Annotated in this window: 21 protein-coding genes and 1 pseudogene; 7 read left to right on the forward strand and 15 right to left on the reverse strand. The window is 69.7% G+C overall.

Going from position 1 to position 25783, the window contains the following annotated elements:
* Positions 1-141: 141 nt before the first annotated feature.
* The 9 genes from ispA to BMZ19_RS02690 form a co-directional block, all read right to left on the reverse strand.
* Positions 142-1032: a (2E,6E)-farnesyl diphosphate synthase gene (gene ispA / locus BMZ19_RS02650; RefSeq protein WP_090306495.1), complete on the reverse strand. Its 891-nt coding sequence runs from the start codon at positions 1030-1032 to the stop codon at positions 142-144.
* Complete coding sequence (locus tag BMZ19_RS02655) at positions 1029-1268, reverse strand: exodeoxyribonuclease VII small subunit (protein WP_090306497.1); 240 nt, start codon at positions 1266-1268, stop codon at positions 1029-1031. The genes ispA and BMZ19_RS02655 overlap by 4 nt, the downstream gene beginning before the upstream one ends.
* Positions 1269-1349: 81 nt before the next feature.
* Complete coding sequence (locus BMZ19_RS02660) at positions 1350-2120, reverse strand: sulfite exporter TauE/SafE family protein (RefSeq protein ID WP_090306500.1); 771 nt, start codon at positions 2118-2120, stop codon at positions 1350-1352.
* 94 nt (positions 2121-2214) lie between these two features.
* A complete protein-coding gene (locus tag BMZ19_RS02665; protein WP_090306502.1) occupies positions 2215-4107 on the reverse strand; it encodes a putative bifunctional diguanylate cyclase/phosphodiesterase in 1893 nt (630 codons plus the stop codon).
* Between the two features lie 126 nt (positions 4108-4233).
* Positions 4234-4761: an inorganic diphosphatase gene (gene ppa, locus BMZ19_RS02670; protein WP_090306505.1), complete on the reverse strand. Its 528-nt coding sequence runs from the start codon at positions 4759-4761 to the stop codon at positions 4234-4236.
* An 82-nt stretch (positions 4762-4843) separates the two neighbouring features.
* The gene (locus BMZ19_RS02675) at positions 4844-5647 is read right to left on the reverse strand and encodes a M90 family metallopeptidase (protein ID WP_244517086.1); all 804 of its coding nucleotides are present in this window, start codon (positions 5645-5647) and stop codon (positions 4844-4846) included.
* A gap of 155 nt (positions 5648-5802) precedes the next feature.
* A complete protein-coding gene (locus BMZ19_RS02680; protein WP_090306511.1) occupies positions 5803-6147 on the reverse strand; it encodes a YdbL family probable chaperone protein in 345 nt (114 codons plus the stop codon).
* A gap of 10 nt (positions 6148-6157) precedes the next feature.
* Positions 6158-6349 (reverse strand): YnbE family lipoprotein, encoded by a 192-nt coding sequence (locus tag BMZ19_RS02685; protein ID WP_090306514.1) that lies wholly within the window; start codon positions 6347-6349, stop codon positions 6158-6160.
* Positions 6350-6366: 17 nt separating this feature from the next.
* A complete protein-coding gene (locus tag BMZ19_RS02690) occupies positions 6367-8604 on the reverse strand; it encodes an intermembrane phospholipid transport YdbH family protein (RefSeq protein ID WP_090306516.1) in 2238 nt (745 codons plus the stop codon).
* Between the two features lie 169 nt (positions 8605-8773).
* On the opposite strand from BMZ19_RS02690, the gene mpl reads away from it, so the two are divergent.
* The 3 genes from mpl to BMZ19_RS02705 are packed head-to-tail and all read left to right on the forward strand — an operon-like array spanning position 8774 to position 11057.
* A complete protein-coding gene (gene mpl / locus BMZ19_RS02695; protein ID WP_090306517.1) occupies positions 8774-10126 on the forward strand; it encodes a UDP-N-acetylmuramate:L-alanyl-gamma-D-glutamyl-meso-diaminopimelate ligase in 1353 nt (450 codons plus the stop codon).
* Between the two features lie 12 nt (positions 10127-10138).
* The gene (ubiX, locus tag BMZ19_RS02700) at positions 10139-10768 is read left to right on the forward strand and encodes a flavin prenyltransferase UbiX (RefSeq protein ID WP_090306520.1); all 630 of its coding nucleotides are present in this window, start codon (positions 10139-10141) and stop codon (positions 10766-10768) included.
* Between the two features lies 1 nt (position 10769).
* On the forward strand, positions 10770-11057 hold the full coding sequence (locus tag BMZ19_RS02705) for a YceK/YidQ family lipoprotein (protein ID WP_090306523.1): 288 nt from the start codon (positions 10770-10772) through the stop codon (positions 11055-11057).
* Between the two features lie 229 nt (positions 11058-11286).
* On the opposite strand, the gene BMZ19_RS02710 is transcribed toward BMZ19_RS02705, so the two are convergent.
* From BMZ19_RS02710 to BMZ19_RS02725, 4 genes are all read right to left on the reverse strand, one after another.
* Positions 11287-12153 carry an MBL fold metallo-hydrolase gene (locus tag BMZ19_RS02710; RefSeq protein ID WP_090306526.1) on the reverse strand — a complete coding sequence of 289 codons (867 nt, stop codon included), beginning with the start codon at positions 12151-12153 and terminating at the stop codon, positions 11287-11289.
* 116 nt (positions 12154-12269) lie between these two features.
* On the reverse strand, positions 12270-14051 hold the full coding sequence (locus BMZ19_RS02715) for an acyl-CoA dehydrogenase C-terminal domain-containing protein (RefSeq protein ID WP_090306529.1): 1782 nt from the start codon (positions 14049-14051) through the stop codon (positions 12270-12272).
* A 91-nt stretch (positions 14052-14142) separates the two neighbouring features.
* Positions 14143-15516 (reverse strand): solute carrier family 23 protein, encoded by a 1374-nt coding sequence (locus BMZ19_RS02720; protein WP_090306532.1) that lies wholly within the window; start codon positions 15514-15516, stop codon positions 14143-14145.
* Between the two features lie 72 nt (positions 15517-15588).
* Entirely contained in the window at positions 15589-17208 is a 1620-nt protein-coding gene (locus BMZ19_RS02725; protein ID WP_090306535.1) for an acyl-CoA synthetase, read from the reverse strand.
* A 185-nt stretch (positions 17209-17393) separates the two neighbouring features.
* On the opposite strand from BMZ19_RS02725, the gene BMZ19_RS02730 reads away from it, so the two are divergent.
* The 4 genes from BMZ19_RS02730 (at position 17394) to BMZ19_RS02745 (ending at position 22083) form a co-directional block, all read left to right on the forward strand.
* Entirely contained in the window at positions 17394-19715 is a 2322-nt protein-coding gene (locus tag BMZ19_RS02730; protein ID WP_425287155.1) for a PAS domain-containing sensor histidine kinase, read from the forward strand.
* Between the two features lie 12 nt (positions 19716-19727).
* Positions 19728-20402 carry a response regulator transcription factor gene (locus BMZ19_RS02735; protein WP_425287156.1) on the forward strand — a complete coding sequence of 225 codons (675 nt, stop codon included), beginning with the start codon at positions 19728-19730 and terminating at the stop codon, positions 20400-20402.
* A gap of 200 nt (positions 20403-20602) precedes the next feature.
* Complete coding sequence (gene azu, locus BMZ19_RS02740) at positions 20603-21052, forward strand: azurin (RefSeq protein ID WP_090307332.1); 450 nt, start codon at positions 20603-20605, stop codon at positions 21050-21052.
* 128 nt (positions 21053-21180) lie between these two features.
* Positions 21181-22083: an AEC family transporter gene (locus tag BMZ19_RS02745; RefSeq protein ID WP_090306539.1), complete on the forward strand. Its 903-nt coding sequence runs from the start codon at positions 21181-21183 to the stop codon at positions 22081-22083.
* 5 nt (positions 22084-22088) lie between these two features.
* On the opposite strand, the pseudogene BMZ19_RS02750 reads toward BMZ19_RS02745, so the two are convergent.
* Together BMZ19_RS02750 and purD are read right to left on the reverse strand one after the other, a co-directional pair.
* A pseudogene (locus BMZ19_RS02750) lies at positions 22089-23873 on the reverse strand (response regulator); the annotation flags it as partial.
* 401 nt (positions 23874-24274) lie between these two features.
* A complete protein-coding gene (purD, locus tag BMZ19_RS02755) occupies positions 24275-25567 on the reverse strand; it encodes a phosphoribosylamine--glycine ligase (protein ID WP_090306545.1) in 1293 nt (430 codons plus the stop codon).
* Between the last annotated feature and the right edge of the window lie 216 nt (positions 25568-25783).

The following is a 25783-nucleotide window of genomic DNA, read 5'->3' on the forward strand; positions in this document are numbered from 1 at the left end:
CGGCAGTCGGACAAAAGATTCGGGAGTTTACCCGAAGCTGAGGGACCTGCCCAAGCAGGGCGAAGGTCGAGCACCGGCTGGGTGTCAGCCGCGGGGTGGAAAAGACCCTCGGTCGTTTTCCACCCCGGGCTTGGGCGTCGTTCAGTGACTGCGTGCGACGATGTAGCGGGCCAGTTCGCGCAGGGCGTCGGCGCGCTGGTCGAAGGGGGCGAGGGCGGCCAGCGCCTGGTCGCGCAGCTCGCCGGCATAGGCCTTGGCGGCGTCGAGGCCGAGCAGGGCCGGGTAGGTCGGCTTGTCGTGGGCCTGGTCCTTGCCCTGGGTCTTGCCGAGGGTGGCGGTGTCGCTTTCCACGTCGAGAATGTCGTCCTGCACCTGGAAGGCCAGGCCGATGGCGCGGGCATAGTCCTGCAGCGCCTGCAGGCTGGCGGCGTCGCTGTGGCCGCTGGCCAGGGCACCGAGGCGCACGCTGGCCTCGATCAGCGCGCCGGTCTTGTGGCGGTGCATGGTTTCCAGCGCGGCCTGGTCGAGCTGGCGGCCGACCGAGCCGAGGTCGATGGCCTGGCCACCGGCCATGCCGGCGGGGCCGGCGGCGTGGGCCAGACTGGCGAGCATGCTCAGCCGGGTGTCGGCGTCCAGCGGTGACAGCCTGGCATCGCAGAGGACCTCGAAGGCCAGCGCCTGCAGGGCGTCGCCGGCGAGGATGGCGCAGGCCTCGTCGAAGGCGATGTGGGTGGTCGGCTGGCCGCGGCGCAGGTCGTCGTCGTCCATCGCCGGCAGGTCGTCGTGGACCAGCGAGTAGGCGTGGATCAGCTCTACCGCGCAGGCGGCGCCGTTGGCCTGCTCGGCCGCGCCGCCGAGGGCTTCGCAGGCGGCGTAGGCGAGCAGCGGGCGCACGCGCTTGCCGCCGTTGATCACGCTGTAGCGCATGGCCTGGTAGAGACGGACGAGTTCGGGCTGCGGGGCGACGAACAGGGTTTCCAGCGCGGCATCGACACGCGCCTGGCAGCGGGCCTGGTACTGCTGGAGACTCATTGCGCTTCTCCCTCCGGGTCGAAGGGGGCGGTCTCGCCGCTCTCGCCGAGGAGGATCTGCACCTTCTGCTCGGCCTGGCTGAGCGCGCCCTGGCATTCGCGGGTCAGGCGGATGCCCTGCTCGAAGGCGGCCAGCGAGTCCTCGAGGGACAGTTCACCACTTTCCAGGCGCTCGACCAGCGTCTGCAGTTCGGTCAGCGACTGTTCGAAGTCGGGGGCGGCTTTCTTGCGGGCCATGGCGGCGGTCTCGGGCGGCGGAAAACGGGCGCGACACTAGCAGAGCCGCGCCCGGCGGGCAAACGACCGGCGGCTCGCGGCTCAGCGCCCGTAGGTCGCCCAGAAGTAGTACAGGGTCATGCCGCTGCCCACCGCGATCACCAGCATGCGCAGCCAGCGGGCCGGCAGGCGCTGGCCGAGCGCGCCGCCGACGTAGCCGCCGAGGCTAGCGCCGGCCAGCAGGATCAGCAGCTCGCTCCAGCTGACCCGCCCGGCGATGATGAAGGTCAGGCTGGCGACGCTGTAGATCACCGCCGAGATCAGGTTCTTCAGGGCGTTGGCGCGCGCCAGGGCATGGCCCTCGATGGCAAAGGCGGCCAGCTGCAGGATGCCCATGCCGGCGCCGAAGTAGCCGCCGTACACCGAGACCAGCGCGTGGGCGCCGAGCGACAGCGGGGCATGCGGCGGCACCTCGGTTACCTCGCGGCGGCGTGCGGCGAGCAGGCGGCTGAGCCACGGGCTGGCGGCGAACAGCGCGGTGGCGGCCAGCAGCAGCCAGGGAATCAGCACGCGGAACACCTCGTCGCCGCCGGCCAGCAGCAGCAGGCCGCCACCCAGGCCACCGGCCAGGCCGGCCGCCAGCAGCGGCAGCAGGTAGCCGCCCAGCGGGCGCAGCGAGCTGCGCGCGGCCCAGGCGCCGGCGATGCTGGCCGGCCACAGGGCCACGGCGTTGGTGGCGTTGGCGGTGACCGGCGGCAGGCCGGTGGCCAGCAATGCCGGGAAGGAGAAGAAGGTGCCGCCGCCGGCCAGGGCGTTCATGCCGCCGGCGGCGAAGCCGGCGAGCAGCAGCAGGAGCAGGTCGCTGAGGGGCATGGGGAAGTCTCTGCACTCTATTGGTGCGCCAGCTTAACAGCTGGCGACGGAGCTTTTGCCGGCCGCGGCAGTGTTCTTTGCCTGAGCGTGCGGTTCAGGCGTTGACGTGGCTGGCGCTGCAGGAGGCTTCGCTGTTGCGGATGCAGGCCGCGGCCGACTGCGGGCGGCCGAACAGGAAGCCCTGCAGACGGTGGCAGCCGTTGCGGCGCAGGAAGTCGGCCTGGCGCTGGTTTTCCACGCCTTCGGCGACCACCTGCATGTCCAGCTGCTCGGCGATTACCAGGATGCCGCGCACCAGCGCCACCGACTCGCGGCAGTCGGGCAGGCCGGTGACGAACTGGCGGTCGATCTTCACCCCGTCGAAGGGGAAGAACTGCAGGTAAGTCAGCGAGGCGTAGCCGGTGCCAAAGTCGTCGAGGAACAGGGTCAGGCCGGCCTGCTTCAGCGCATGCAGGGTGTCGAGCACCTGCTGGTCGGCATCCAGCAGGGTGCTTTCGGTGATCTCCAGCTCCAGGCGCCGGGCCTGCGGCTGTTCCTCGGCGAGGATCGCCAGCAGCGTGCCGGCGAGGTCGCTCTGGCGGAAGTCCAGCGGCGACAGGTTGATCGCGATGCCCCAGTCGCGCCCCTCCGCCTGCCACTGGCGTTGCTGGCGGCAGGCCTGACGGAACACCCAGCGGGTGGCCTCGAGGATCAGCCCGGTTTCCTCCAGCACCGGCATGAACTCGGCCGAGCCGACCAGCCCGCGGCGTGGCGAGTGCCAGCGCAGCAGGGCCTCGAAGGTGCGCTGCCGGCCATCGCGGTCGATCTGCGGCTGGTAGTACAGCTCGAATTCGTCGCGGGCCAGGGCGCTGCGCAGCTCCGCCTCGAGCTGCCGGCGCTGTTCGGCGTCGTCGGCCAGACGGTGATCGAAGTGGGCGAGGCGGTTGCGGCCGCGGTTCTTGGCCTGGTAGAGGGCGAGGTCGGCAGCCTTGAGCAGTTGGGAAGCGCTGGCCGGGCCGTGCGCATGCTGGGCGATGCCGATGCTCGGCGTGGTGAACAGCTCGTACTGGCGCACATGGAACGGCTGGCGGAAGGCCTGCAGCAGTTGTTCGGCCACGGCGTCGGCCTGCCCGGCCAGCTCCGCGCTGAGCAGCACGATGAACTCGTCGCCGCCGAGGCGGGCGAGCAGGGCGCCGGGCGGCACACACTTGCGCAGGCGCTCGGCCACGCCGCGCAGCAGCTGGTCGCCGATCTCGTGGCCGAGGGTGTCGTTGATCCGCTTGAAATGGTCGAGGTCGATGAACAGCAAAGACTGCGCTTCGCCGCACTGCAGGCCGAGTTCGAGACGGGCGAGCAGATGGGTGCGGTTGGCGATCCCGGTCAGCGGGTCGAAGTGGGCGAGATAGTGCAGGCGATTCTCGGCGGCCTTGCGGTCGCCGATGTCGCGCACCAGCAGCAGCTGCAGCGCCTGGCCGCTGCGCAGGAAGGGCGTGCACGAGGCTTCCAGCGGGAAGCTGCCGGTGCCGCGCCGGGCGGCGAATTCGAGGTTGCAGTTGGGCTGGGCGAGCAGGCGGGCCCAGGCATCCTGGCCGAGCAGCAGGTCGTCGGCGCTCTGCGTGCACAGCTGATGCGAAGGGCAGTCGAAGATCTGCGCGGCGGCCGGGTTGGCCGAGTCGATGCGCCCCTGCGGGTCGATCACCAGCATGCCCACCGGCGCGGCGTTGATCAGGCTGCGCAGCTGCTGCTCGCTGTCGCGCAGGGCGCGGCGCTCGTCCTCGAGCTGGCCGATCATGTGGTTGAGGTGCTGGGCCAGCTGGCCGATGGCGTCGCCGCCGCCGATCTCGGCGCGCACCAGGTTGTTGCCGGCGGCAAAGGCGTCGGCCACGGCGGCAAGGCTGCTCAGTCGGCGCTTGCTGCGCTGCCGGTGGCGCAGGCCGAGGAAAATGCCGAACGCCAGCGCCAGGAAGGCGAGCAGGGCGAACAGGCCGGGCAGCTGGAGAAGGGGCATGGGCAGACAGGTCCTGCGAAGAGGCGTGCCACATTAGCGGAAAGGCCCACTCAGGAAAATCCCGGTTAAAACCTGCAGGCATAAAAAAGCCCGCCTTGTGGGCGGGCTTTCCGTAGCGGGTTCGACTTACTTCTGGTAAGCCGCAACCGCCTTGAGAATCAGTTGACGGGCTTCTTCGGCGCCGCCCCAGCCTTCGACCTTCACCCACTTGCCCTTCTCGAGATCCTTGTAGTTCTCGAAGAAGTGCTTGATCTGCTCGATCAGCAGAGCCGGCAGGTCGGTGTATTCCTGCACGTCCTTGTACAGGACGGTCAGCTTGTCGTGCGGTACGGCGACCAGCTTGGCGTCGCCGCCGGCCTCGTCGCTCATGTTCAGCACACCGACCGGACGGGCGCGGATCACCGAACCCGGGGCCACCGGGTAGGGGGTGACCACCAGCACGTCGAGGGGGTCGCCGTCGTCGGCCAGGGTGTGCGGGATGAAGCCGTAGTTGGCCGGGTAGAACATCGGGGTGGCCATGAAACGGTCGACGAACAGGCAGTCGGTATCGTGATCGATCTCGTACTTGATCGGCGCGTGGTTGGCCGGGATCTCGATGGCGACGTAGATATCGTTCGGCAGGTCTTTGCCAGCCGGGATCTTGCTGTAGCTCATGGGTGACTCCAAAGGGTCAGGGCCAAAATTTGGCGCGGATTATAGGCGCATTCGTGCCGATGCGCCACGTTGTCGCAGCCGCTCAGTGCGCGGCCGCCGGCAGTGCGGCGGTCAGCGGGGCGAGGCGGGGTAGCGGGTTCTGGCGGTAGAACGCCTGCAGCTGCGCGTACACCGCGGGAAAGGCGGCGTGCAGCAGGTCCGGGGCGCTGAAGAAGTATTCGCTGGCGACGGCGAAGAACTCGCCCGGGCTCTCGGCGGCGTAGGGATCGATGGCGGTCTCGGCGTCGGGGTCGCCGTCCAGCTCGGCGTTGAGGGCATCGAAGGCCACCTGCATGGCCTGGGTCCAGTCGCTCAGGCGCATGTCGGCATGCAGCGGCGGCAGGCCGTTGGCGTCGCCGTTGAGCATGTCCAGCTTGTGGGCCAGCTCGTGGATCACCAGGTTGTAGCCGTCCAGCGTGCCGCTGGCCTGCACCCCCGGCCAGGCGAGGATCACCGGGCCCTGCTGCCAGGCCTCGCCGCTGCGCTCGTCGTCCCAGACGTGCTCGATCCCGGCCTCGTCGCGGTGGCGCTGCGGGCTGACGAAGTCCTCGGGATACAGCAGCAGCTGGTGGAAGCCCTGGTACCAGTCGAGATCCGGTAGGTGCAGCAGCGGCAGGCAGGCCTGGGCGGCCAGGCGCAGGCGCGCGGGATCGTCCAGCTCGACGCCGGGCAGGGCGCTCAGGTGCTTGTCGTGGAGAAACAGCAGGCACAGCTCGCCAAGGCGCTGGTGCTCGGCGTCGTCCAGGCCGGCGAGGATCGGCAGCCCGGCGCACACCGCGGCCCACAGCTGCGGATCGAGGGGATGGCGGGCGAGCAGACGACGGCGGCGCCAGTTGCGGAAGAACACGGCGGACATTCCCAGTGAGCGGCGGAGACGATGGCCGATTGTACGCCAACGCCGCCCCGGCGCGGTCGACCGGGGCGCTCAGGGGATGGCTCGCAGGATTGCGCCCCTCGTCCGTTGCCGGGCGAGGGGCGCGCAGGATGCCGGTGGCAGGGCGATTACTTGCGCCGCCACTGGCCGTCGATGCGGATGAACTGGCCGGGCGCGGTCTTCTCCACTGCCTTCTTGCCGGCCAGGGCCTCGACGTCGCGCAGCTGGATGCCGTTCTGGGTGGCCAGCCGCTGGTATTCGGCGCGACGGGCCTGGTTGATCAGGCGGGCGATCTCGGTGGCCTGGCCGTCGGGCTGAACCACGCCGAGATAGCCGTCGGTCTGCTCGCCGAGCTGGCCGGCCAGCTTGGCGGCGGGCAGTGCGGTCATCGCGCCGGACAGGTCGAGAGCCAGCGCCGGCAGGCTCAGACACAGGCCAAGCAGCAGTGCGGTGATGCGGGGCGGGAAGGTCATGTCGGGCTCCTCAGAACAGGCCGCTGGATTCGTCGAGAATGTTGTCCAGCTCCTTGTCGACCTTGATGTAGATCTCGTGCTCGATCTTCACGTTCAGGTTGATGTTGATCGGCTCCTTGGGCGCGGCCAGCTGCACCGTGGGGGTACAGGCGCCGAGCAGCAGGCCGAGCAGCAGGGCGGAGCCGATATTGCGCAGGCACATGCTTGCGGTCTCCCGTGTCAGTGGCGCGGTTGCAGGCGTTGCTGCACGCGGCGCTGGATGGCTTCGTTGACCCGTCCGGACAGCTGCAGGCTGGTCAGCAGGGCCGGGACGTTCTCTTCCAGGGTGATGGTGAAGTTCACCGGCCGGCCGCCTTCCAGCGCCGGGTTGCGGCCCTGCAGGCGCAGGACCAGCAGCAGCTTGCCCTGTGGATCATAGCTGACCTGGCTGTGCAGCTGATCGTACTGAAAATCCTCGAGAGCGGTGACGGCCAGGCGCAGGGCCGGGTTGCTCTGCCCGAAGGCGCGGATGCGCTCGGAACGAAACTGCAAGACCCCGCCCGGCGGGCGGGCCTGCAACTGGCCGTTGTCGATGCTCAGGCCGTTGCGGTCGATGCGCAGCGGCAGCTGGCCGTCGAGCGTGCCGCTGCCGGACAGCCCTTCTGCGGGGTAGACCGCGAGCAGTTTGGCCAGTTCCAGGCCGCGTACCTGTACGGGCAGTTGCAGCGGTCGGCGCGCCAGCTCGAGGCGGATCGGCGCGACGTGCAACTGGCCGCCGAGCAGGCCACTGTCGGCCTGCCACAGCTGCAGGCGGCCGGCGAGCGGCTGCGCCAGTGCGGCCTGGTAGTCGGCGCGCAACTGCAGCGGGCCGAGCGGCACGCCGGGGTTGAGGCTGGCCAGGCGCAGCTCGGGCAGCTGCAGCTCCAGACGCTGGCCGCGCAGCCGCGCCGTCAGGCGGGCGTCCAGGCCGCTCAGCTCGCTGCGGTCGTAGATGCCGCCGACCTGTTGCAGCTGCAGCTGCAGATCGGCGCTGGGCGTGCCGCTGCCGGCGGCCAGCTGCAGTGTGCCGTTGCCCTGCAGTCGCCCGCCGGTCAGCTCCAGCAGCGCCGGCCAGTCGCGCAGGGTTTTCGCCAGCGGGTTGCCGGTGGCCAGGGCGATCTCGCTCAGCGTGCCCTGGAGATTCACGGCGCCGCTGGCCGGGCGCCGCAGCTGCAGGTCGAGCGCGAGACCGGCGTCGTTGCCCAGGCTGCCGTCGAGGCGGGTGGTCTGCGCAGTGGCGTCGAGGCGCCCCTGCCAGCGCCAGCCCTGGGGCGACAGCTGTGGCTGCTGCAGGCGGGCGGTGTACAGGGTGAACGGGCCAGCCAGTTGCGGCGTGCCGGCCGCTGCATGCTTCAGCTGCAGGCCGGCGAGGCCGGCGCGCAGGTCGTCGAGGCGCAGGCCGGCGGCCAGGCTGTCCAGGCGCTGGACGGTGATCTGCGAGTCCTCGGCGAAGGTCAGCAGCATCTCCTGCGCTTGCCACCGGCCGCTGAGGCGCAGGTCGGCGCTCGGCTGGCGCAGGTCGAGATCGTCGGTACGCAGGCGCGGCAGGCGGGCCTGCAGGCGGGCGTGGTCGAGCTCGATCCGTGACGGCAGGCCATTCTGCGGCTGCCAGGAGATGGGCAGGCGCAGCGTCCACTTGGCATCGAGCTGCAGCGCATCCGGTACTTGCCAGAGCGGCGCGGTGGCGGCGCCCAGCCACTGGGCCAGCCAGTCGTGCAGCCAGGGCACCGGCGGTCGCGCCGGCAGCTGCAACGCTCCCTGCAGGGTGCGGTGCTGTTCGGCAGCGCTGAGCCGGGCGTCGAGGGCGAGGTGCGGCTGGCCGTCGAGGTCCAGCGCCAGCTGCAGGCGGGCATCGTCCAGCGCGCCGCTCAGGTCGCCGGTGAGGATGACGTGGTGTTGGGCTTCCTGCAGCTCCAGGCGCAGGCTGGTTGGCAGCAGCGCGGCGCCGGGTTGCTGCAGCTGCAAATGGCCTTCCAGCCGGCAGCGGCCATCGGGGCAGGGCAGGCTGGCGGCGATGCGCTCGATGCTCAGCTGGCGCGGCAGCCAGGCGAGCAGGCTGGCCAGCTCGTCGCTACTGGGCAGGCGGCTGGGCTGGCCGGTCGGGGTGGCCGGCGCCTGCCAGTCGAGTTGCAGCTGCTGCACGGCAAGGCGTTGCAGGTAGGGCTCGGCGCGACTCAGCCGCCAATCGAGCTGCAGGGCGTCGGCGCCGAGCTGCAGGCGACGGCCGTCGGCGGCCAGTTGCTCCAGCTCCAGGCGCTGCAACTGCAGGCCGTGGCGCGACAGTACGAGGCCCTGCCAGTCGAGGCGGACGATGCCCTGCTCCTGCTGCAGCCTTTGCCACTGTTGCCAGCCGTAGCCGGCCGCCGCCAGCAGGGCGAGCAGCAGGCCGAGCGCCGTCCATGACAGGATGCGGCGCCAGCGCTGCGGGCGTGCCGCCATCGGGATGTCCTCGTGTCCGTTGCGGGTTTGTGCCAAGGGTGGCTCGCCTGTCCTCCGGGGGCAAGCGGCCGGCGCCCGGAATTGTTGCCCTCTGCCTGTTGTCCATGGGGGCCTGTGCTAACCTGCGCGACAGTTTTCCGGGCCGCGCCGCCCGTATTCGAGGTCATCCATGCATATCCACATTCTCGGCATCTGCGGCACCTTCATGGGCTCGCTGGCGGTGCTGGCCAAGGAACTCGGCCACCGCGTCACCGGCTCCGACGCCAACGTCTATCCGCCGATGAGCACCCAGCTCGAGGCCCAGGGCATCGAGCTGACCCAGGGCTACGACCCGGCGCAGCTGGAGCCGGCGCCGGACCTGGTGGTGATCGGCAACGCCCTGTCGCGCGGCAACCCGGCGGTGGAGCACGTACTCAACGCCGGCCTGCCCTACGTCAGCGGCCCGCAGTGGCTGGCCGACCACGTGCTGCAGGGCCGCTGGGTGCTGGCGGTGGCCGGCACCCACGGCAAGACCACCACCAGCAGCATGCTGGCCTGGGTATTGGAAGACGCCGGCATGAGCCCGGGCTTTTTGATCGGCGGCGTGCCGCAGAATTTCGCGGTGTCCGCGCGCCTGGGCGGCACACCGTTCTTCGTGGTCGAGGCCGACGAGTACGACAGCGCCTTCTTCGACAAGCGCAGCAAGTTCGTTCACTACCGTCCGCGCACCGCCATCCTCAACAACCTGGAATTCGACCACGCGGACATCTTCCCGGATCTGGCGGCCATCGAGCGGCAGTTCCACCACCTGGTGCGGACCATCCCCAGCCAGGGCCTGATCATCCGCCCGGCCGGCGAGGAAGCGCTGGCGCGGGTGCTGGAGATGGGCTGCTGGACCCCGGTGCAGACCACCGGCGACGGCGGCCAGTGGCAGGCCCGGCTGCTCAGCGAAGACGGCTCGCGCTTCGCCGTGCTGTTCGACGGCGCGGAGCAGGGCACCGTCGAGTGGGAGCTGACCGGCCAGCACAACGTCGCCAACGCGCTGGCCACCCTGGCGGCGGCGCGGCATGTCGGCGTGCTGCCGGCGCAGGGCTGCGCCGCGCTGAGCAGCTTCAAGAGCGTCAAGCGGCGCATGGAGAAGGTCGCCGAGGTCAACGGCGTGACCGTCTACGACGACTTCGCCCACCACCCGACGGCCATCGCCACCACCCTCGACGGCCTGCGCAAGCGCGTCGGCAGCGCGCCGATCATCGCGGTGATCGAGCCGCGTTCCAACTCGATGAAGCTCGGCGCCCACCGCGACGGCCTGGCCGCTGCGGTGAACCTGGCCGACCAGGCGATCTGGTACGCGCCGCCGAATCTCGGCTGGGACCTGGCCGCCAGCGTGGCCGGAGCGACGGTGCCAAGCGCGGTGTGCGACTCGCTGGAGGCGATCATCGCCGCGGTCAAGGCCAGCGCGACCCCCGGCACCCAGGTGGTGATCATGAGCAACGGTGGCTTCGGCGGCCTGCACGGCAAGCTGGCCAAGGCGCTGGCCGAGTAAGGAGAAATGGCGATGAGCGGACCGGAACGTATCACCCTGGCCATGACCGGCGCGTCCGGCTCGCAGTACGGCCTGCGCCTGCTCGACTGCCTGGTGCAGGAGGAGCGCGAGGTGCACTTCCTGATCTCCAAGGCGGCGCAGCTGGTGATGGCCACCGAGACCGACGTCGCCCTGCCGGCCAAGCCGCGGGCGATGCAGGCGTTCCTCACCGAGTACACCGGCGCCGCGCCGGGCCAGGTGCGGGTGTTCGGCCAGGACGACTGGATGGCGCCGCCGGCCTCCGGCTCCAGCGCCCCGGCGGCGATGGTGGTGGTGCCGTGCTCGACCGGCTCGCTGTCGGCGATCGCCAGCGGGGCCTGCAACAACCTGATCGAGCGCGCCGCCGACGTCGCCCTCAAGGAGCGCCGCCAGCTGATCCTGGTGCCGCGCGAGGCGCCGTTCTCCAGCATCCACCTGGAGAACATGCTCAAGCTGTCCAACCTCGGCGCGGTGATCCTGCCTGCCTCGCCGGGCTTCTACCACCAGCCGCAGACCATCGACGACCTGGTCGACTTCGTGGTGGCGCGCATCCTCAACCTGCTGAACATCCCCCAGGACATGCTGCCGCGCTGGGGCGAGCACCATCGGGTCAGCGAGGACTGAGATGCGCCGCCTCGCCGCCCTGCTGCTGGCGCTGCTGCTGCTCGGTGGCTGCGCCAGCGTACGCACTCTCGACGCCGCCAAGCCCGGCGCGCCGCTGATCTATTCCGGCACCCGCCTGGACTGGTACGCACTCAACGGCGGCTGTTGCCCGCTGGATCGCTTCGGCGCCGAAGCGCCCAAATATCCCGGCTTCGACCTGCCGGCCAGTGCGCTGCTGGATACCCTGCTGCTGCCGCTGTCGATTGCCGCGGAGCTGGGGCTGGGGTTGCAGGTGGTTGGCGGGAATTGAGTGACGGCGGCCAAGGGCGTGGGGGCTTGGGTGATCGGCGTGGCGTTCTGTGCGCCTTAACATGCGCGCAACAATTGCCGCCTAGGATGAAGCCAAGTTCACGGATGACCGACCATTGCACGGAGTGCAGCCGACAGGATGTTGGCATGGTCTAAAAAACCCGCTTCGGCGGGTTTTTTGTTGTCTGCAGAATGCCTCTGCAAAGCAGGCGGCCGTGTAGCTGGGCGGGTCACTCCGCCAAGCCCACCACCGCAGCGCAACTCTCGCTCAACCCGAACTTCCCCTTGCCATCGCGGCTCACCCGGCCCATCGCCACCCTGGGGTCGTGGGTGAACACCAGCCGGCCATTGCGCGCCAGCAGATCCTCCAGCAGCGCGGTCTTCTCCTCGATCAGGCCTTCCGGGAAGCGGTCGTAGCCCATGGTGATCGGCAGGTGCACCCAGGGCGCGCCGGGGATCAGGTCGCCGGCGAACACCACCGGGCCGCCGGGCATCTGCACCTCGGGGAGCAGCTGGCCGGGGGTGTGGCCGTCGCTGACGTGGAAACGCCAGTCGGCGCCGAGGGTCGGCGAACTCTGGCCGTCGTCGAGCAGCTCCAGACGGCCGCTGGCTTCGAGCAGTTCGAGCAGCTCGGGGATGTACGAGGCGCGGTCGCGGGCGTGCGGCTGGCAGGCGCGTTGCCACTGGCGGCGGCCGGTGACGAAGCGGGCGTGGGGGAACAGCAGGCGCGGCGGCTGACCCTCGGCCCAGGGCGCAAGCAGGCCGCCGGCGTGGTCGAAGTGCAGGTGGGTGAGCACCACCACGTCAATGTCGGCGTCGCACAGGCCCTGGGCGGCGAGGTTGTCGAGCAGCACGTGGCGGCTTTCCTGCACGCCGAAGCGCTCCTTCAGCTCGGGACTGAAGAAGGCGCCGATGCCGGCCTCGACCAAGATGTTGCGCTCGTCCTCGCGCACCAGCAGGGCGCGGCAGCCCAGATCGATGCGGTGCAGGGCGTCGGCCGGCATCCAGCGCTCCCACAGGGCGCGCGGCGCGTTGCCGAACATGGCGCCGCCGTCGAGTTTCTGGCTGTTGCCGAGCAGGGTGGTCAGGGTGCGCATGGGCGGGACTCTCTTGTTGTTGTCGGTGCCGGGTGTGGGCAGGCGCTCAGTCTGCCACACGGAATAAAAAGACGCGGCGGCGGGGGAGCACGCCGCGCAAAACGCTCAAAGCGGTTTCAGAACTGCTCGGTCGTCAGGCCGTACAAAGGCTCGCTGCCGGCGCGGATGCCGGCTTCTAGGCTGTGGATGCGCGGCAGCAGCTTGCGGAAGTAGAACTGCGCGGTGGCCAGCTTGGCGGCATAGAAGGTCTCGTCGCTGGCGCGTCGCTCTGTGGCCACCGCGGCCATGCGCGCCCACATGAAGGCGTAGGCGACGTAGCCGAACAGGTGCAGGTAGTCGACCGCGGCGGCGCCGACCTGCGCCGGGTCGCGTGCGGCCTCGCCCGCCAGCCAGGCGCTGACGCTTTCCAGGCGCTCCAGCGCGGCGAGCAGTTCGCTGGCGAATGGCTGGGCGACTCCGGCCGGGCTGTCGACGAAGGCGCGGATTTCGGCGGCGAACAGGCGCAGGCTGGCGCGCTCGTTGCCCAGCACCTTGCGGCCGAGCAGGTCGAGGGCCTGGATGCCGTTGGTGCCTTCGTAGATCTGCGCGATGCGCACGTCGCGCACCAGCTGCTCCTGGCCCCATTCGCGGATGTAGCCGTGGCCGCCGAACACCTGCTGGCCGTGGATGCAGCTTTCCAGACCGGTGTCGGTGAAGAACGCCTTGGCCACCGGGGTGAGCAGGGCGATCAGCGCGTCGGCGTTGTTGCGCTCGTCGATGTTGTCGCTGAACTTGGCCAGGTCGAGCTGCTGGCCGACCCAGGTGGCGAAGGCACGGCCACCCTCGGTCAGCGCCTTCATGGTCAGCAGCATGCGCCGTACGTCGGGGTGGGCGATGATCGGGTCGGCGCTCTTCTCCGCTGCCAGCGGGCCGCCCGGAGCACGCCCCTGCAGGCGCTCGCGGGCGTATTCCACGGCGCTCTGGTAGGAGGCCTCGGCGCAGCCGATGCCCTGGATGCCGATCGACAGGCGCTCGTAGTTCATCATGGTGAACATCGCCGCCAGGCCGCGGTTGGGCTCGCCGACCAGGTAGCCGGTGGCGCCGTCGAAGTTCATCACGCAGGTGGCCGAGGCCTTGATGCCCATCTTGTGTTCGATGGAGCCGCAGTTGACCGGGTTGCGCGCGCCGAGCGAGCCGTCGGCGTTGACCAGGAACTTGGGCACCAGGAACAGCGAGATGCCGCGCGAGCCGGCCGGCGCGTCGGGGAGGCGGGCCAGCACCAGGTGGACGATGTTGGCGGTGAGGTCCTGCTCGCCGCCGGTGATGAAGATCTTGCTGCCGCTGATCGCGTAGCTGCCGTCACCCTGCGGTTCGGCGCGGGTGCGCAGCAGGCCGAGGTCGCTGCCGGCCTGGGCTTCGGTCAGACACATGGTGCCGGCCCACTCGCCGCTGTACAGGCGCGGCAGGTAGGTCTGCTTGAGCTCCTCGCTGGCGTGGGCGTCGATGGCCAGGCAGGCGCCTGCGGTCAGCGCGGAGTACAGGCTGAAGCTGGAGTTGGCGGCGTAGAGCATTTCCTCGAACTGCACGGCGAGCATCTTGGGCATGCCCAGGCCGCCGTAGACCGGGTTGCCGGCCAGGCCGACCCAGCCGCCTTCGATATAGGTGGCGTAGGCGGTGCCGAAGCCGGTCGGGGTGCTGACCTGGCCGTTGTCGAAGCGCGCGCCTTCCTCGTCGCCGCTGCGGTTGAGCGGGGCGAGCAGTTGGCCGGTGACCTTGGCGGCTTCCTCGAGGATGGCGTCGGCGGTGTCGGCATCGACCGTGTCGGCCAGCGCCGGCAGGCGCGCCCACAGGTCCGGGGCCTGGAAGACTTCATGGAGGACGAAGCGCATGTCGCGCAGGGGAGCATTGAAGGCGGCCATGGATTACCTCGTGACGGCGAAGGCGCAGCAGGGCTGCGCCGGAATCGTGGGGAAAAGGCGCTGCGCGGCGAAGCGGCGCAGCGCCAGGGGATCAGTCGCTTTCGGCCGGTACGGCCGGCTTGCTCTTCACCGAGGTGAAGCGCAGCAGGTGGGTGCGCTCGACCAGGATGTACAGCGCCGCGCCGGCCGCCAGGCCCCAGCCGGCGCCGTACACGGCGAGGACCACGCCCATGGTGCCGGCGACGCCGCGCTCGGTGTTGTTGTTGAGCTGCTCGAAGCCGACCATCAGGCAGATGTAGCCGGTGAGCACTAGGGTCAGCGACAGGGCGATCGGCAGCACCGGCTGGAAGAAGCTGACCAGCGGCAGGATGAACAGGGCGATGAAGCCGGTGATCCAGAAGGTGCCGGCGCCGCTGTAGATCGAGTCCATGGCATGGCGGCCGTACTTGTAGCGCTCGGCCATGGTCGCCGCCACCGCGGTCCACAGCGGTCCGGCCAGGCCCGGGTAGGGAGCGAAGAAGGCGTGCAGGCCGTTGCGCAGGGCGGTGACCAGGTGGATGCGGTCGACGTTGTTCTCGATCTGCTCGTCGGTGCGCAGTTCGTCGGCGCGCTGCATCAGCGACTGGCCGACGATGATGTCGCCGAAGGCGATGATATAGGCGATCACCGCGGTGGGCACGGCGAGCATGAACACCTTGGCGTCCGGGAAGCCGACGTTGAACGGCAGGTAGTTCCACAGCTCGCCGAAAGCCGGCGCGGTGATGCCGAAACGCACGTCGGGCATCTTGTACTCGCCGACGGCGATGCCGGCGAAGATGGCCACGATCATCCCCGGCACCATGCCGTAGTTGACGATCTTGCGGGCGAAGGGCACCCGCTCGGTGAGGCCCTTGAACGACACCGAGAACATCAGGTACAGGCAGATCAGGCTGCCCAGCACCAGCGAGATCGGCGTGTTGGCCAGCCGTCCGCCGCTGGAGATCTCGCCCATCAGCGCGGCGATGCCGGCACCGATGATGATGCCGCCCTTCATCGAGTTGGGCACCAGGCGCACCATCACGCTGCCCAGGCGGGTGAGGCCGAGCACCAGGAAGATGAGGAACACCAGAAACTGCAGGGCGAACAGCGCCTGGATGGCTTCCGGGCCGGGCTTGAACTGGCCGAGGAACAGCAGCACCACCGGGATGCCCGGGGTGATCCAGCCGGGGACCAGCGGCACGCCGAGCAGCGCCGGCAGCATGAAACCGACGCCGCAGACCACCACGTAGGCCAGCGCCACGTCGTAGGGCAGGCCGAGGTATTTCTCCAGCAGCGGGATCATCGCCAGGCTGACCACGAACATGATCAGCGCCTGGAGCATCTCCGCGGTTTCCCAGCGGTAGTGGACGAACGGCAGACGCACCTTGAACGGGCCGAGCGGCCAGTACGGTTGTTCGTCGCCATCCTTGCGGTTGTACAGTTGCATGAATGCCTCCCGGGCCGCGCGCGGGGCGCGGCCGGTTTGTTGTTGTTGGAAACGGAAAGGTGGGCGGGGCGGCTACAGTGCCTTGGCCCAGTCGCGCAGCACGTACTTCTGGATCTTGCCGGTGGAGGTCTTCGGCAGGACGTCGAACACCACGGTCTTCGGAACCTTGAAGTGCGCCAGGTGCTCGCGGCAGAAGGCGACGATCTCGGCCTGGCTGGAGTCGTGGCCCTGCTTGAGGGTGACGAAGGCACACGGCGTCTCGCCCCACTTCTCGTCCGGGCGGGCCACCACAGCGGCTTCCAGCACCGCCGGGTGGCGATACAGCACGCCCTCCACCTCGATGGTGGAGATGTTCTCGCCGCCGGAGATGATGATGTCCTTGAGGCGATCCTTGATCTCCACGTAGCCGTCCGGGTGGCACACGGCGAGGTCGCCGGTGTGGAACCAGCCGCCCTCGAAGGCCTCGGCAGTGGCGGTGGGGTTCTTCAGGTAGCCCTTCATCACCGTGTTGCCGCGCATGAAGATCTCGCCGAGGGTCTCGCCGTCGCGCGGCACCGGCTCGAGGGTCTTCGGATCGCCGACCATCACCCCTTCCAGGGTCGGGTAGCGCACGCCCTGGCGGGCCTTGATGCGTGCCCGCTCGTCGAGCGGCAGGGCGTCCCATTCGGCGTGCCAGGCGCACACGGTGACCGGGCCGTAGACTTCGGTGAGGCCGTAGACGTGGGTGACCTTGATGCCCATTTCCTCCACCGCACCGATCACCTTGGCCGGCGGCGCCGCGCCGGCGACCATGGCGTTGACCGGATGGTCGATGGCGGCCTTGGCGGAGTCGGGCATGTTGACCAGCGCGTTGAGTACGATGGGGGCGCCGCACAGGTGGCTGACGCGGTGCTCGCGGATCAGGGTGAGGATCTTCTGCGGGTCGACCCGGCGCAGGAACACGTGCACGCCGGCCAGCGCGGTGATGGTCCACGGGTAGCACCAGCCGTTGCAGTGGAACATCGGCAGGGTCCACAGGTAGACGGGGTGGTTGCCCATCGCCCAGGTCATCTGGTTGCCCATGGCGTTGAGGTAGGCGCCGCGGTGATGGTAGACGACGCCCTTGGGATTTCCGGTGGTACCGGAGGTGTAGTTGAGACTGATGGCGTCCCACTCGTCCTGCGGCCACTGCCAGGCGAACTCGGGGTCGCCCTCGGCGAGGAAGGCCTCGTAGTCGAGGTCGCTGACCGCCTCGCCCTCGCCGTATTCGGGATCGTCGACGTCGATCACCAGCGGCGGGTGGTCGAGCATGCCAATGGCGGCGTGGATCACCGCATGGAACTCGCGGTCGGTGATCAGTACCTTGGCCTCGCCGTGCTGGAGCATGAAGGCGATGGCCTCGGCGTCCAGGCGCACGTTGAGGGGATTGAGCACCGCGCCGATCATCGGCACGCCGAAATGCGCCTCGAGCATGGCCGGGATGTTCGGCAGCATCACCGCCACGGTGTCGCCGCGGCCGATGCCGCGACCGGCCAGGGCGGAGGCCAGGCGCCGGCAGCGCTGGTAGGTTTCGGCCCAGGTGCGGCGGACGGCGCCGTGGATCACCGCGGGGTAGTGGGGGTAGATGCTCGCGGTGCGCTCGATGAAGCTGAGCGGCGAGAGGGCGACATGGTTCACGGGGGCGGGCGCGAGGCCCTGCTCGTATATCGACATGGAAGTATCCGCTGGCTGATTGTTAGCTCTTTGTCTTTTTCGCTCGTGGCGGCCACGGGTGCGGCGACGAACGTGCCGCCTCGTTCCTGTGGCGACTTGTCCCGAGCATAGCTGGTGAAAATGGAAATGTGTATAGGTTTTTGACTATATTGATATGGTAGAAATACTATAAAGGAGCGACGCAGGTGGCCAAGAGCGCGAAACAGAGCGGCGCGGGGCGTGCAGCCGTCGGGCAGGAGCTGCAGGAATTGGTGCGTCTGGCCGGCGAGGGCGTCGGTCGCCACGAGCTGGCCGATGCCCTGCTGCGCCTGACCCGCAGCCGGCCGGAGGTGATCCAGGCCTACTACCTGGTCTGGCAGGCGGCGGCCGGCACCTATGCCGAGCTGGGCAGCGTCGAGCGCCTGCCGCCGGGGCAGGGCGATCCGCTCACCGCCAGCGACGCCGAGCTGCACGCGCAACTGACGGCTCGTGGCGAACTGGGCCTCGCCGAACTGCGCCGGCTGCCCTGCTGGCTGGCCGGGCGCCTGCGTCGGGCCGGTATCCGCCAGGGTGTGGCGCTGGCCCTCGAGCTGACGCCCGGCGAGCCGGGGCTGTTGCTGCTGGAGCTGGAGGAGCCGGGCAGCGGACTGGCCGGCTGGCTGGCCCAGCTGCTCGGCGCCGTCCTGCTGCTGGCGCGCCAGCAGCTGCGCCCGTCGCCGCTGCTCGACGCCGATGGCGAGCCGAGCCTGCTGCTGGATGGCGATGGCCGCCTGCTCGATCGCAACCGGGCCGCCCTGCAGTTGCAGCAGGACTGCGGCGTGGCCGGGGCCGGCGCGCTGCTGCCGGTCAACCACACGCCGCTGCTGCACGCCTGCCTGCAGCAGCGCCGGGCGATCGGTCCGGTGAGCGTGGAGGTGGCCGGGCGCATTCTGCTCTGGCAGTTCGTCCCGGAACCGGCCAGCGGCCGCGTGCTGGCGCGCGGCCGCGATGCCAGCGAGCAGATCCGCAGCGAGCGCGAGGCGGCGCGCGCCAGTCGCCTGTACCGACTGATCACCGAGAACACCACCGACCTGATCTCCCGGCATACCCCGGGCGGGCGCTTCCTCGATGCTTCGCCGGCCTCCTGGACCCTGCTCGGCTACTGGCCGGAGCAGCTGCGCGGCAGCGACCTCAAGCCGCTGCTGCACCCCGACGACCTGCCACTGATGCGCGAGGCGCGCGAGGTGCTCGAGCAGCACGGCTACCACACCCTGAGCTACCGCCTGCGCCACCGCGACGGCAGCTACCGCTGGTTCGAGACCGCCAGCCGGGCGATCCGCGAGACCTATACCGGTGCGGTGGTGGAGATCGTCAGCGTGTCGCGCGACATCACCGCGCGGGTGCAGGGCGAGGAGGTGCGCCGGCGCCTGGCCGAGGTGATCGAGGCGACCACCGATCTGGTGCTGTTCATCGACCGCAGCGGCGCCATCACCTACCTCAACCAGTCGGCGCGGCGCACCCTCGGTCTGGACGAGGGGCAGGACGCCCCGCCGCTGGCGGCGCTGCTGGATGCCGGCGACCTGCACCGCCTGCTCGACAGCGGCCTGCCCTGTGCCGAACGCAGTGGCGTGTGGGAGAGCGACATGCGCCTGCATCCGCCTGGCGGTGCGGATTCGCTGCCGGTGTCGCTGGTGCTGCTGGCCCACGCCAGCGCCGGCGAGGCCGGCTACTTCTCGCTGGTGGCCCGCGACATGACCGAGCGCGAGCTGCGCGAGACGCAGATGCGCCACCACCAGGACGAGCTGGCGCACACCGCGCGGCTGGTCACCCTCGGCGAGCTGGCCTCGGGGATCGCCCACGAGATCAACCAGCCGCTGGCCGCGGTGGTCAACTACGCCAGCGCCAGCCAGCGCTACCTGCAGCAGGTGGCGGACGATCCGCAGGCGGCGAGCCGGGTGGCCCAGGGCCTGGAGCGCATCACCGCGCACGCCAACCACGCCGCCGAGGTGATCCGCCGCCTGCGCGCCTTTCTGCGCAAGGAGCCGCGCCGCCTGCAGGCGCTGGATGCCGCGGCGCTGGCGCGCGAGGCGGTGCGCCTGTGCGCCTGGGAGGCGGGCAACAGCCGGGTGGCGATCGTCGAAGTTCTGCCGGACAATCTGCCGCCGGTGTACGTCGACCGCGTGCTGCTCGAACAGGTGCTGCTCAATCTGCTGCGCAACGCCATCGACGCCAACCGCGAGGCGCATCCGCACGCGGCCTCGACGATCCGCCTGCAGGCCGCCCTGGAGGCGGACGGCCAGCAGCTGAGCATCAGCGTCGAGGACCAAGGGCCGGGGGTGAGCGAGGAAGCGCTGGCGCACATCTTCACCCCCTTCTACACCAGCAAGGCCGACGGTCTGGGTCTCGGCCTGTCGATGAGCCGTTCGATCGTCGAGGGCTTCGGCGGCGAGCTGCTGGCCCGCCGCCAGCCCGGCGGGCTGTGCCTGGTCTGTCGCCTGCCGGTGGCGGCGCGCGGCGAGGCGGCCGAACCCCTACAACAACAGCAATGAGGAATGACGCCGGTGAAGGAACAAGTGGTGTATGTGGTCGATGACGACCAGGGCCTGCTCGATTCGACGGTCTGGCTGCTCGAGTCGGTCGGCCTCAAGGCCCTGCCGTTCACCAGCGGGCGGGCCTTTCTCGACGCCTGCGACCCCAGCGTGGCGGCCTGCGTGCTGCTCGACGTGCGCATGCCCGGCATGGGCGGCCTCAACGTGCAGGAGGAGCTACGGGCGCGCGGCATCGACCTGCCGGTGATCTTCGTCAGCGGGCATGCCGACGTGCCCATCGTGGTGCGCGCGTTCAAGTCGGGGGCCTGCGACTTCATCGAGAAGCCGTGCAACGAGCAGCTGCTGCTCGACAGCGTGCAACAGGCGCTGCGCCGCCAGGCCGAACGCCACAGTCGCCAGGGCGGCCCGGCTGCCCTGCGTGCGCGGCTGGACAGCCTGACCCCGCGCGAGCGCGACGTGCTGCTGCCGCTGGTGCAGGGCTATACCAGCCGCGAGATCGCCGAGCAGCTGGAGATCAGCGTGAAGACCGTCGACCTGTACCGGGCGCGGGTGATGAAGCGCATGCAGGCCGAGCGCCTGGCCGATCTGGTCGGCATGGCCTGCGCCGCCGGGCTGGTCGATCCGCTCGACCTGCGCGGCAGCGCGGGCGCTCAGTCGGCGCAGGCTCCGCAGACGCAGCAGGCGTAGGCGACCAGCAGGCTGTCGATGAGGTCGTGGATGCTCATGGGCGTTTCCTCCGGGTGGATGCGGCCATTGTCTGCCGCCGGGCGGGCGGCGGCCGCTTGAATCCCTCAATCACTAAGATAGCCGACCGCTGGCAAGGAACTTGCCTGGCGGCATGAGGGTCTGCTGGGGGTGTCGATGTGTTCATCGAGGAGCCCGCTTTCGTGACCCGTAAAACCCTAGCCGCCGGCCTGCTGGTGCTGTTCACCCCGTCGCTGTGGGCGGCGACCTGCAGTGTCGATATCGAGGCCAGCGACCGCATCACCTTCAACACCGAGGTGATCAAGGTGAGTCGCAGCTGCGCGGAGTTCACCGTCAAGCTGCACCATGTCGGTCGTCTGGAGCACACCCGCATGGGTCACAACTGGGTCCTGGTGCGCGCCCGCGAGCAGCAGGCGGTGGCCAACGCCGGCCTGTTCGGCGGCCTCGGCCACAGCTTCGTGCGCCCCGGCGATGCACGGGTGATCGCCAGCACCCGGCTGCTCGGCGGCGGCGAGTCGGACTCGGTGACCTTCCCGGTGAGCCTGCTCGAGGACGGCGAGCAGTACCAGTTCTTCTGCTCCTTCCCCGGCCATGCCCCGCTGATGCGCGGCAGCCTGCTGCTGGTCGACTGACCCGTCCCCCGCCGCGGGCTCTATCCCGGGCCTCGCGACGACTTCCCGGGCGACGTATGCTGTACGCCCGCTGGGCACACCTCCGTCAGCGGTTCCCTGCTCTTGGCCGCTCAAGGAGTCTGCTGCCGATGATCGCCCTCCAGGCCATTGTGCCGATCTTTTTGCTGGTCGCCCTCGGCTACCTGCTGTCCTGGCGCGGCTGGCTCGCCGCCGAGGCGGTGGCCGGGCTGTCGACCATGACCTTCAAGCTGTTCATGCCGACCCTGCTGTTCACCGGCATAGCCCGCGCCGATCTCGGCGAGGGCCTGGCGCCGAGCCTGCTGCTGGCCTACTTCGTGCCGGTGCTGGCGGTGTTCGTGCTGGTCAACCTGTGGGTCCATCGCCAGCGCGGTGCGGCCAGCCCGCTGGGTCTGACTGCCAGCTACTCGAACAACGTGCTGATCGGCATCCCGCTGGTGACCACCCTGCTCGGCGCGGACCAGCTGGTCTACCTGTTCGCCGTGCTGGTGTTCCACAGCCTCACGCTGTTTTCCCTGCAGTCGCTGTACGTGGCGCTGGGCCAGGGCGACGGCAGCCGCGTCGACCTGCGCGGCCTGCTGAAGAGCCTGTTCAACCCGGTGATCAACGGCCTGCTGCTCGGCGCGCTGGTCAACGGCCTCGACCTGCCGCTGCCGGCGGCGGTGTGGAAGGTGGCCGACTGGCTGGCCGCCGCGGCGCTGCCCTGCGCGTTGATGGTGCTGGGCATGGGCCTGAGCCGCTATCGCTTCCATCCGTCGACGGCGGTGTTCGCCCTCAGCGCGATCAAGCTGCTGGCCTTTCCGGCGCTGGTCTGGTGGTTCAGCGGCCTGCTCGGCCTCAACGAGGCGGCGCGCGGCGTGCTGTTGCTGATGGCCGCCTGTCCGACCGGGGTCAACGTGCTGGCCTTCGCCACCAGCCCCGAGGACAACCGCACCCTCGGCTCCGAGGTGTTCCTCTCCACCGTGCTGGCGGTGGTCAGCCTGCCATTGTGGATGCTGCTGGCCGGTCACTGAGCCGTTCAGGCTGACGGGATGCGGCGCGCGTCCTGCTGCTGTTCCTTGTAGGCGATCCAGTGCTCGATCAGCTCGCGCAGCTGCGACAGCTCCACCGGCTTGGCCACGTGGCCGTCCATGCCGGCCTCGAGGGCGCGCTCGCGGTGCTCGCCGAGGATGTGCGCGGTCAGCGCCACCACCGGCGTACGTGGCTGCTGGCGGGCGGCCTCCCAGGCGCGCAGCTGCTCGGTGGCGGCGAAGCCGTCGAGTACTGGCATCTCGCAGTCCATCAGCACCAGGTCGTAGTGGCGGTTCTGCATGGCGCGCAGCGCATCGCGGCCGTTGCTGACCAGGTCGGGGATCAGATCGAGTTTGCCGAGCATCCCCTGGATCACCTTGGTCGAGATGCTGTTGTCCTCGGCGACCAACACGCGGAAGTCGGCCGGCACCTGCAGCGCCGGCAGCTGGCGCTGGCTGCCCGGGGTGGTGAGGCCGCGGCGCTGGCGACCGAGCTCCTCGGCGAGGGTGGCCTTGAGGGTGTAGCCGGCCACCGGCTTGGCGAGGATGCGGCTGATCCCGGCGTTGCGCGCCACCAGCTTGCTCGGCGCCTGGCTCTGGCCGCCGAGCATCACCAGCAGCAGGTCGTGGTTGATGTAGGGATCGGCCTTGATCCGTGCCGCCAGCTGCAGGCCGTTCATGCCCGGCATGTCGTAGTCGAGCAGCACCGCATCGAAGTATTCGCGCAGGTTGGCCTTGGTGCGCAGCAGGGCCAGCGCCTCGGTGCCGGAGGCGGCACTGCTGACCTGCAGTCCCCAGCTGCTGCACTGCTGGATCAGCACCTTGCGGCAGGTCTCGTTGTCGTCGACCACCAGCACGCGCGCCTCGCGCAGCTGCAGGTCGGGATCGAGGGCCGCCTGCTGCAGGCTGGCCGGGTCCAGCGGCAGGCTGAGCCACAGCGTCGAGCCCTGCTGGTTGCCGATCTCGATGCCGAACTCGCCGCGCATCAGCTCGACCAGCTGGCGGCTGATGATCAGGCCGAGGTAGCCGTCGGGGTGGTTCTCGTCGAGGTAGTCGCGGCTGTGCAGCTGGCGGCTGAGCAGCATGTCGCGTTCCGCGCTGCTCAGCGGCCGGCCGCTGTCCTGCACGGCGATGCGCAGGCGCGGCGGCGTGTTGTCGCGCTCCAGGGCGGCGACCAGCAGCACCTCGCCCTCGTCGGTCTGCTTGAAGGCGTTGTCCAGCAGGTTGAGCAGGGTCTGGCGCAGGCGGCCGGGGTCGCCGCTGATGGTGCGCGGCACCTGCGGCTGGATGAAGCCGATCAGCTCGACACCCAGCTGCTCGGCACGGGCGCGGAAGATGTCGAGACTCTCCTCGATCAGTGCGTGCAGGTCGAACTGCACGTCGTCCAGCTCGATCTCCCCGGACTCCAGGGCGGAGATGTCGAGGATCTCGTTGATCAGCAGCAGCAGCTCGTTGCCCGAGCTGTGGATGGTCTGCACGTAGTCGCGCTGCTTGGCCGACAGCGGCGTGCCGAGCAGCAGCTCGGTCATGCCCAGCACGCCGTTCATCGGCGTGCGGATCTCGTGGCTGATGCGTGCCAGGAACTTGGCCTTGCCGGCCTGCTCGGCGCGGCTGGCGGCTTCGGCGCGGCTGGCGCTGGCGCGGGCGTGGATCAGCGCGCGCTGCCGTTCTCTGAGCAGCAGGCTGTAGAGGAACAGGCCGATCAGGCCGGTGGTCAGCAGCAGCGCGTTGACGTCCGCCGGCAGCGCCGGCCACACACCGCTCAGGCCGAGCAGCGGCGGCAGGGCGCACAGCCCGGCCTGCACCAGATTCTGGCGGTCCTGGCCGTAGGCGAAACGCATCAGGTGGTAGACCAGCAGCATCAGCAGCACGCCGAACTGCATGCCGAGCAGCAGGCGGTTGTCGAGGGTCGCCGGCAGCCACGCCGCCAGGCCGGAGGCGTTGTCCAGCTGGCTCAGCAGGGCGAGGGGCAGCGCCAACAGCGCGCTGGCGACCAGGGTCATGGCAATCCGAAGCCGGCGCACGATCGAGCATCCATTCTGGGTGAAAGTCGGCGAATTATAGAGAACAGCGCCGGGGGCGGGGGGATTCTTGGGCGTAAATTGCACCGCTGGGCGGGCGGCGGCGACGAGCTGTCGGTGGGGGCCGAGCAGGCCGCCTGACGCCCGCTGGGGCGCGTCAGGCGGCGGGCACATCAGCCTTCGCCGCGTTCGCGGGCGATGGCGCGGTAGCCGATGTCGTGGCGGTAGAACATGCCGTTCCAGCGGATCTTCTCGGCCAGGCGGTAGGCTTGCTGCTGGGCGTCGGACACGCTGGCGCCGATGGCGGTGGCGCACAGTACGCGGCCGCCGGCGGTGACCACCTGACCGGCGGCATTCAGCGCGGTGCCGGCGTGGAATACCTTGCCGTCCAGCTTCGCGGCCTCGTCGAGGCCCTCGATCACGTCACCCTTGGCGTAGTCGCCCGGGTAGCCGCCGGCCGCCAGCACCACGCCGACGGTGGGACGCGGGTCCCAGGTCGCCTCGACCTTGTCCAGCGCCTTGGCCAGCGCGGCCTCGACCAGCAGCACCAGCGAGGACTCCAGGCGCACCATGATCGGCTGGGTTTCCGGGTCGCCGAAGCGGCAGTTGAACTCGATGACCTTCGGCTTGCCGGCCTTGTCGATCATCAGGCCGGCGTAGAGGAAGCCGGTGTAGACGTTGCCCTCGGCCGCCATGCCGCGCACGGTCGGGTAGATGATCTCGTCCATCACCCGCTGGTGCACTTCGGCGGTGACCACCGGGGCCGGCGAGTAGGCGCCCATGCCGCCGGTGTTCGGGCCGCTGTCGCCGTCGCCGACGCGCTTGTGGTCCTGGCTGGTGGCCATCGGCAGCACGTGCTCGCCGTCGACCATGACGATGAAGCTGGCTTCCTCGCCGTCGAGGAACTCCTCGATCACCACGCGCGCGCCGGCGTCGCCGAAGGCGTTGCCGGACAGCATGTCGCGCACCGCTTCCTCGGCTTCGGCCAGGGTCATGGCGACGATCACGCCCTTGCCGGCGGCCAGGCCGTCGGCCTTGACCACGATCGGCGCGCCCTTCTCGCGCAGGTAGGCCAGTGCCGGCTCGACTTCGGTGAAGTTCTGGTAGTCGGCGGTGGGGATCTGCTGGCGGGCCAGGAAGTCCTTGGTGAAGGCCTTGGAGCCTTCCAGCTGGGCGGCGGCGGCGGTCGGGCCGAAGATGTCCAGGCCGCGCGAACGGAACAGGTCGACCACGCCCTTCACCAGCGGCGCTTCCGGGCCGACGATGGTCAGCTGCACGTTGGCGGCGGCGAAGTCGGCCAGCTGCTCGATGGCCAGCACGTCGATGGCGACGTTCTCGCACTTGGCCTCGGTGGCGGTGCCGGCGTTGCCGGGGGCGACGAAGACCTTGGCGACGCGCGGATCCTGCGCCACTTTCCAGGCCAGGGCGTGCTCGCGGCCGCCGCTGCCGATGATCAGTACGTTCATTGCTGTCTCCTCGTGGAGCCTGTTTGGTGGCCAGCTGCGGCTGACCACCCTACGAGTCTGGTGTCGGGCTGTGCCCGGCGTATTCAAATCTTTCGGGTCGCGATGAAGCGTCTGGATGCAAGGCGGCGGTGGGATCGACGAGCGCAGTTGCCTAGATGGCAATGAGCATCGGCGAGTCCGCCGCCAACGCCGCAGACGGGCGTTTCAGCGCGGCCA

It is taken from the genome of Pseudomonas linyingensis, assembly GCF_900109175.1.
In the GTDB taxonomy this organism is placed as follows: domain Bacteria; phylum Pseudomonadota; class Gammaproteobacteria; order Pseudomonadales; family Pseudomonadaceae; genus Geopseudomonas; species Geopseudomonas linyingensis.

Excerpts from the sequence above, each read along its gene's own strand:
- ppa (WP_090306505.1), bottom strand. The coding sequence starts at position 4,761 with ATGAGCTACAGCAAGATCCCGGCTGGCAAAGACCTGCCGAACGATATC.
- ispA (WP_090306495.1), bottom strand. The coding sequence starts at position 1,032 with ATGAGTCTCCAGCAGTACCAGGCCCGCTGCCAGGCGCGTGTCGATGCC.
- BMZ19_RS02685 (WP_090306514.1), bottom strand. The coding sequence starts at position 6,349 with ATGTGCCTGCGCAATATCGGCTCCGCCCTGCTGCTCGGCCTGCTGCTC.
- BMZ19_RS02680 (WP_090306511.1), bottom strand. The coding sequence starts at position 6,147 with ATGACCTTCCCGCCCCGCATCACCGCACTGCTGCTTGGCCTGTGTCTG.
- purD (WP_090306545.1), bottom strand. The coding sequence starts at position 25,567 with ATGAACGTACTGATCATCGGCAGCGGCGGCCGCGAGCACGCCCTGGCC.
- ubiX (WP_090306520.1), top strand. The coding sequence starts at position 10,139 with ATGAGCGGACCGGAACGTATCACCCTGGCCATGACCGGCGCGTCCGGC.
- BMZ19_RS02745 (WP_090306539.1), top strand. The coding sequence starts at position 21,181 with ATGATCGCCCTCCAGGCCATTGTGCCGATCTTTTTGCTGGTCGCCCTC.
- BMZ19_RS02725 (WP_090306535.1), bottom strand. The coding sequence starts at position 17,208 with ATGTCGATATACGAGCAGGGCCTCGCGCCCGCCCCCGTGAACCATGTC.
- BMZ19_RS02665 (WP_090306502.1), bottom strand. The coding sequence starts at position 4,107 with ATGCCCCTTCTCCAGCTGCCCGGCCTGTTCGCCCTGCTCGCCTTCCTG.
- BMZ19_RS02710 (WP_090306526.1), bottom strand. The coding sequence starts at position 12,153 with ATGCGCACCCTGACCACCCTGCTCGGCAACAGCCAGAAACTCGACGGC.
- BMZ19_RS02715 (WP_090306529.1), bottom strand. The coding sequence starts at position 14,051 with ATGGCCGCCTTCAATGCTCCCCTGCGCGACATGCGCTTCGTCCTCCAT.
- BMZ19_RS02705 (WP_090306523.1), top strand. The coding sequence starts at position 10,770 with ATGCGCCGCCTCGCCGCCCTGCTGCTGGCGCTGCTGCTGCTCGGTGGC.
- mpl (WP_090306517.1), top strand. The coding sequence starts at position 8,774 with ATGCATATCCACATTCTCGGCATCTGCGGCACCTTCATGGGCTCGCTG.
- BMZ19_RS02655 (WP_090306497.1), bottom strand. The coding sequence starts at position 1,268 with ATGGCCCGCAAGAAAGCCGCCCCCGACTTCGAACAGTCGCTGACCGAA.
- BMZ19_RS02690 (WP_090306516.1), bottom strand. The coding sequence starts at position 8,604 with ATGGCGGCACGCCCGCAGCGCTGGCGCCGCATCCTGTCATGGACGGCG.
- BMZ19_RS02660 (WP_090306500.1), bottom strand. The coding sequence starts at position 2,120 with ATGCCCCTCAGCGACCTGCTCCTGCTGCTGCTCGCCGGCTTCGCCGCC.
- BMZ19_RS02720 (WP_090306532.1), bottom strand. The coding sequence starts at position 15,516 with ATGCAACTGTACAACCGCAAGGATGGCGACGAACAACCGTACTGGCCG.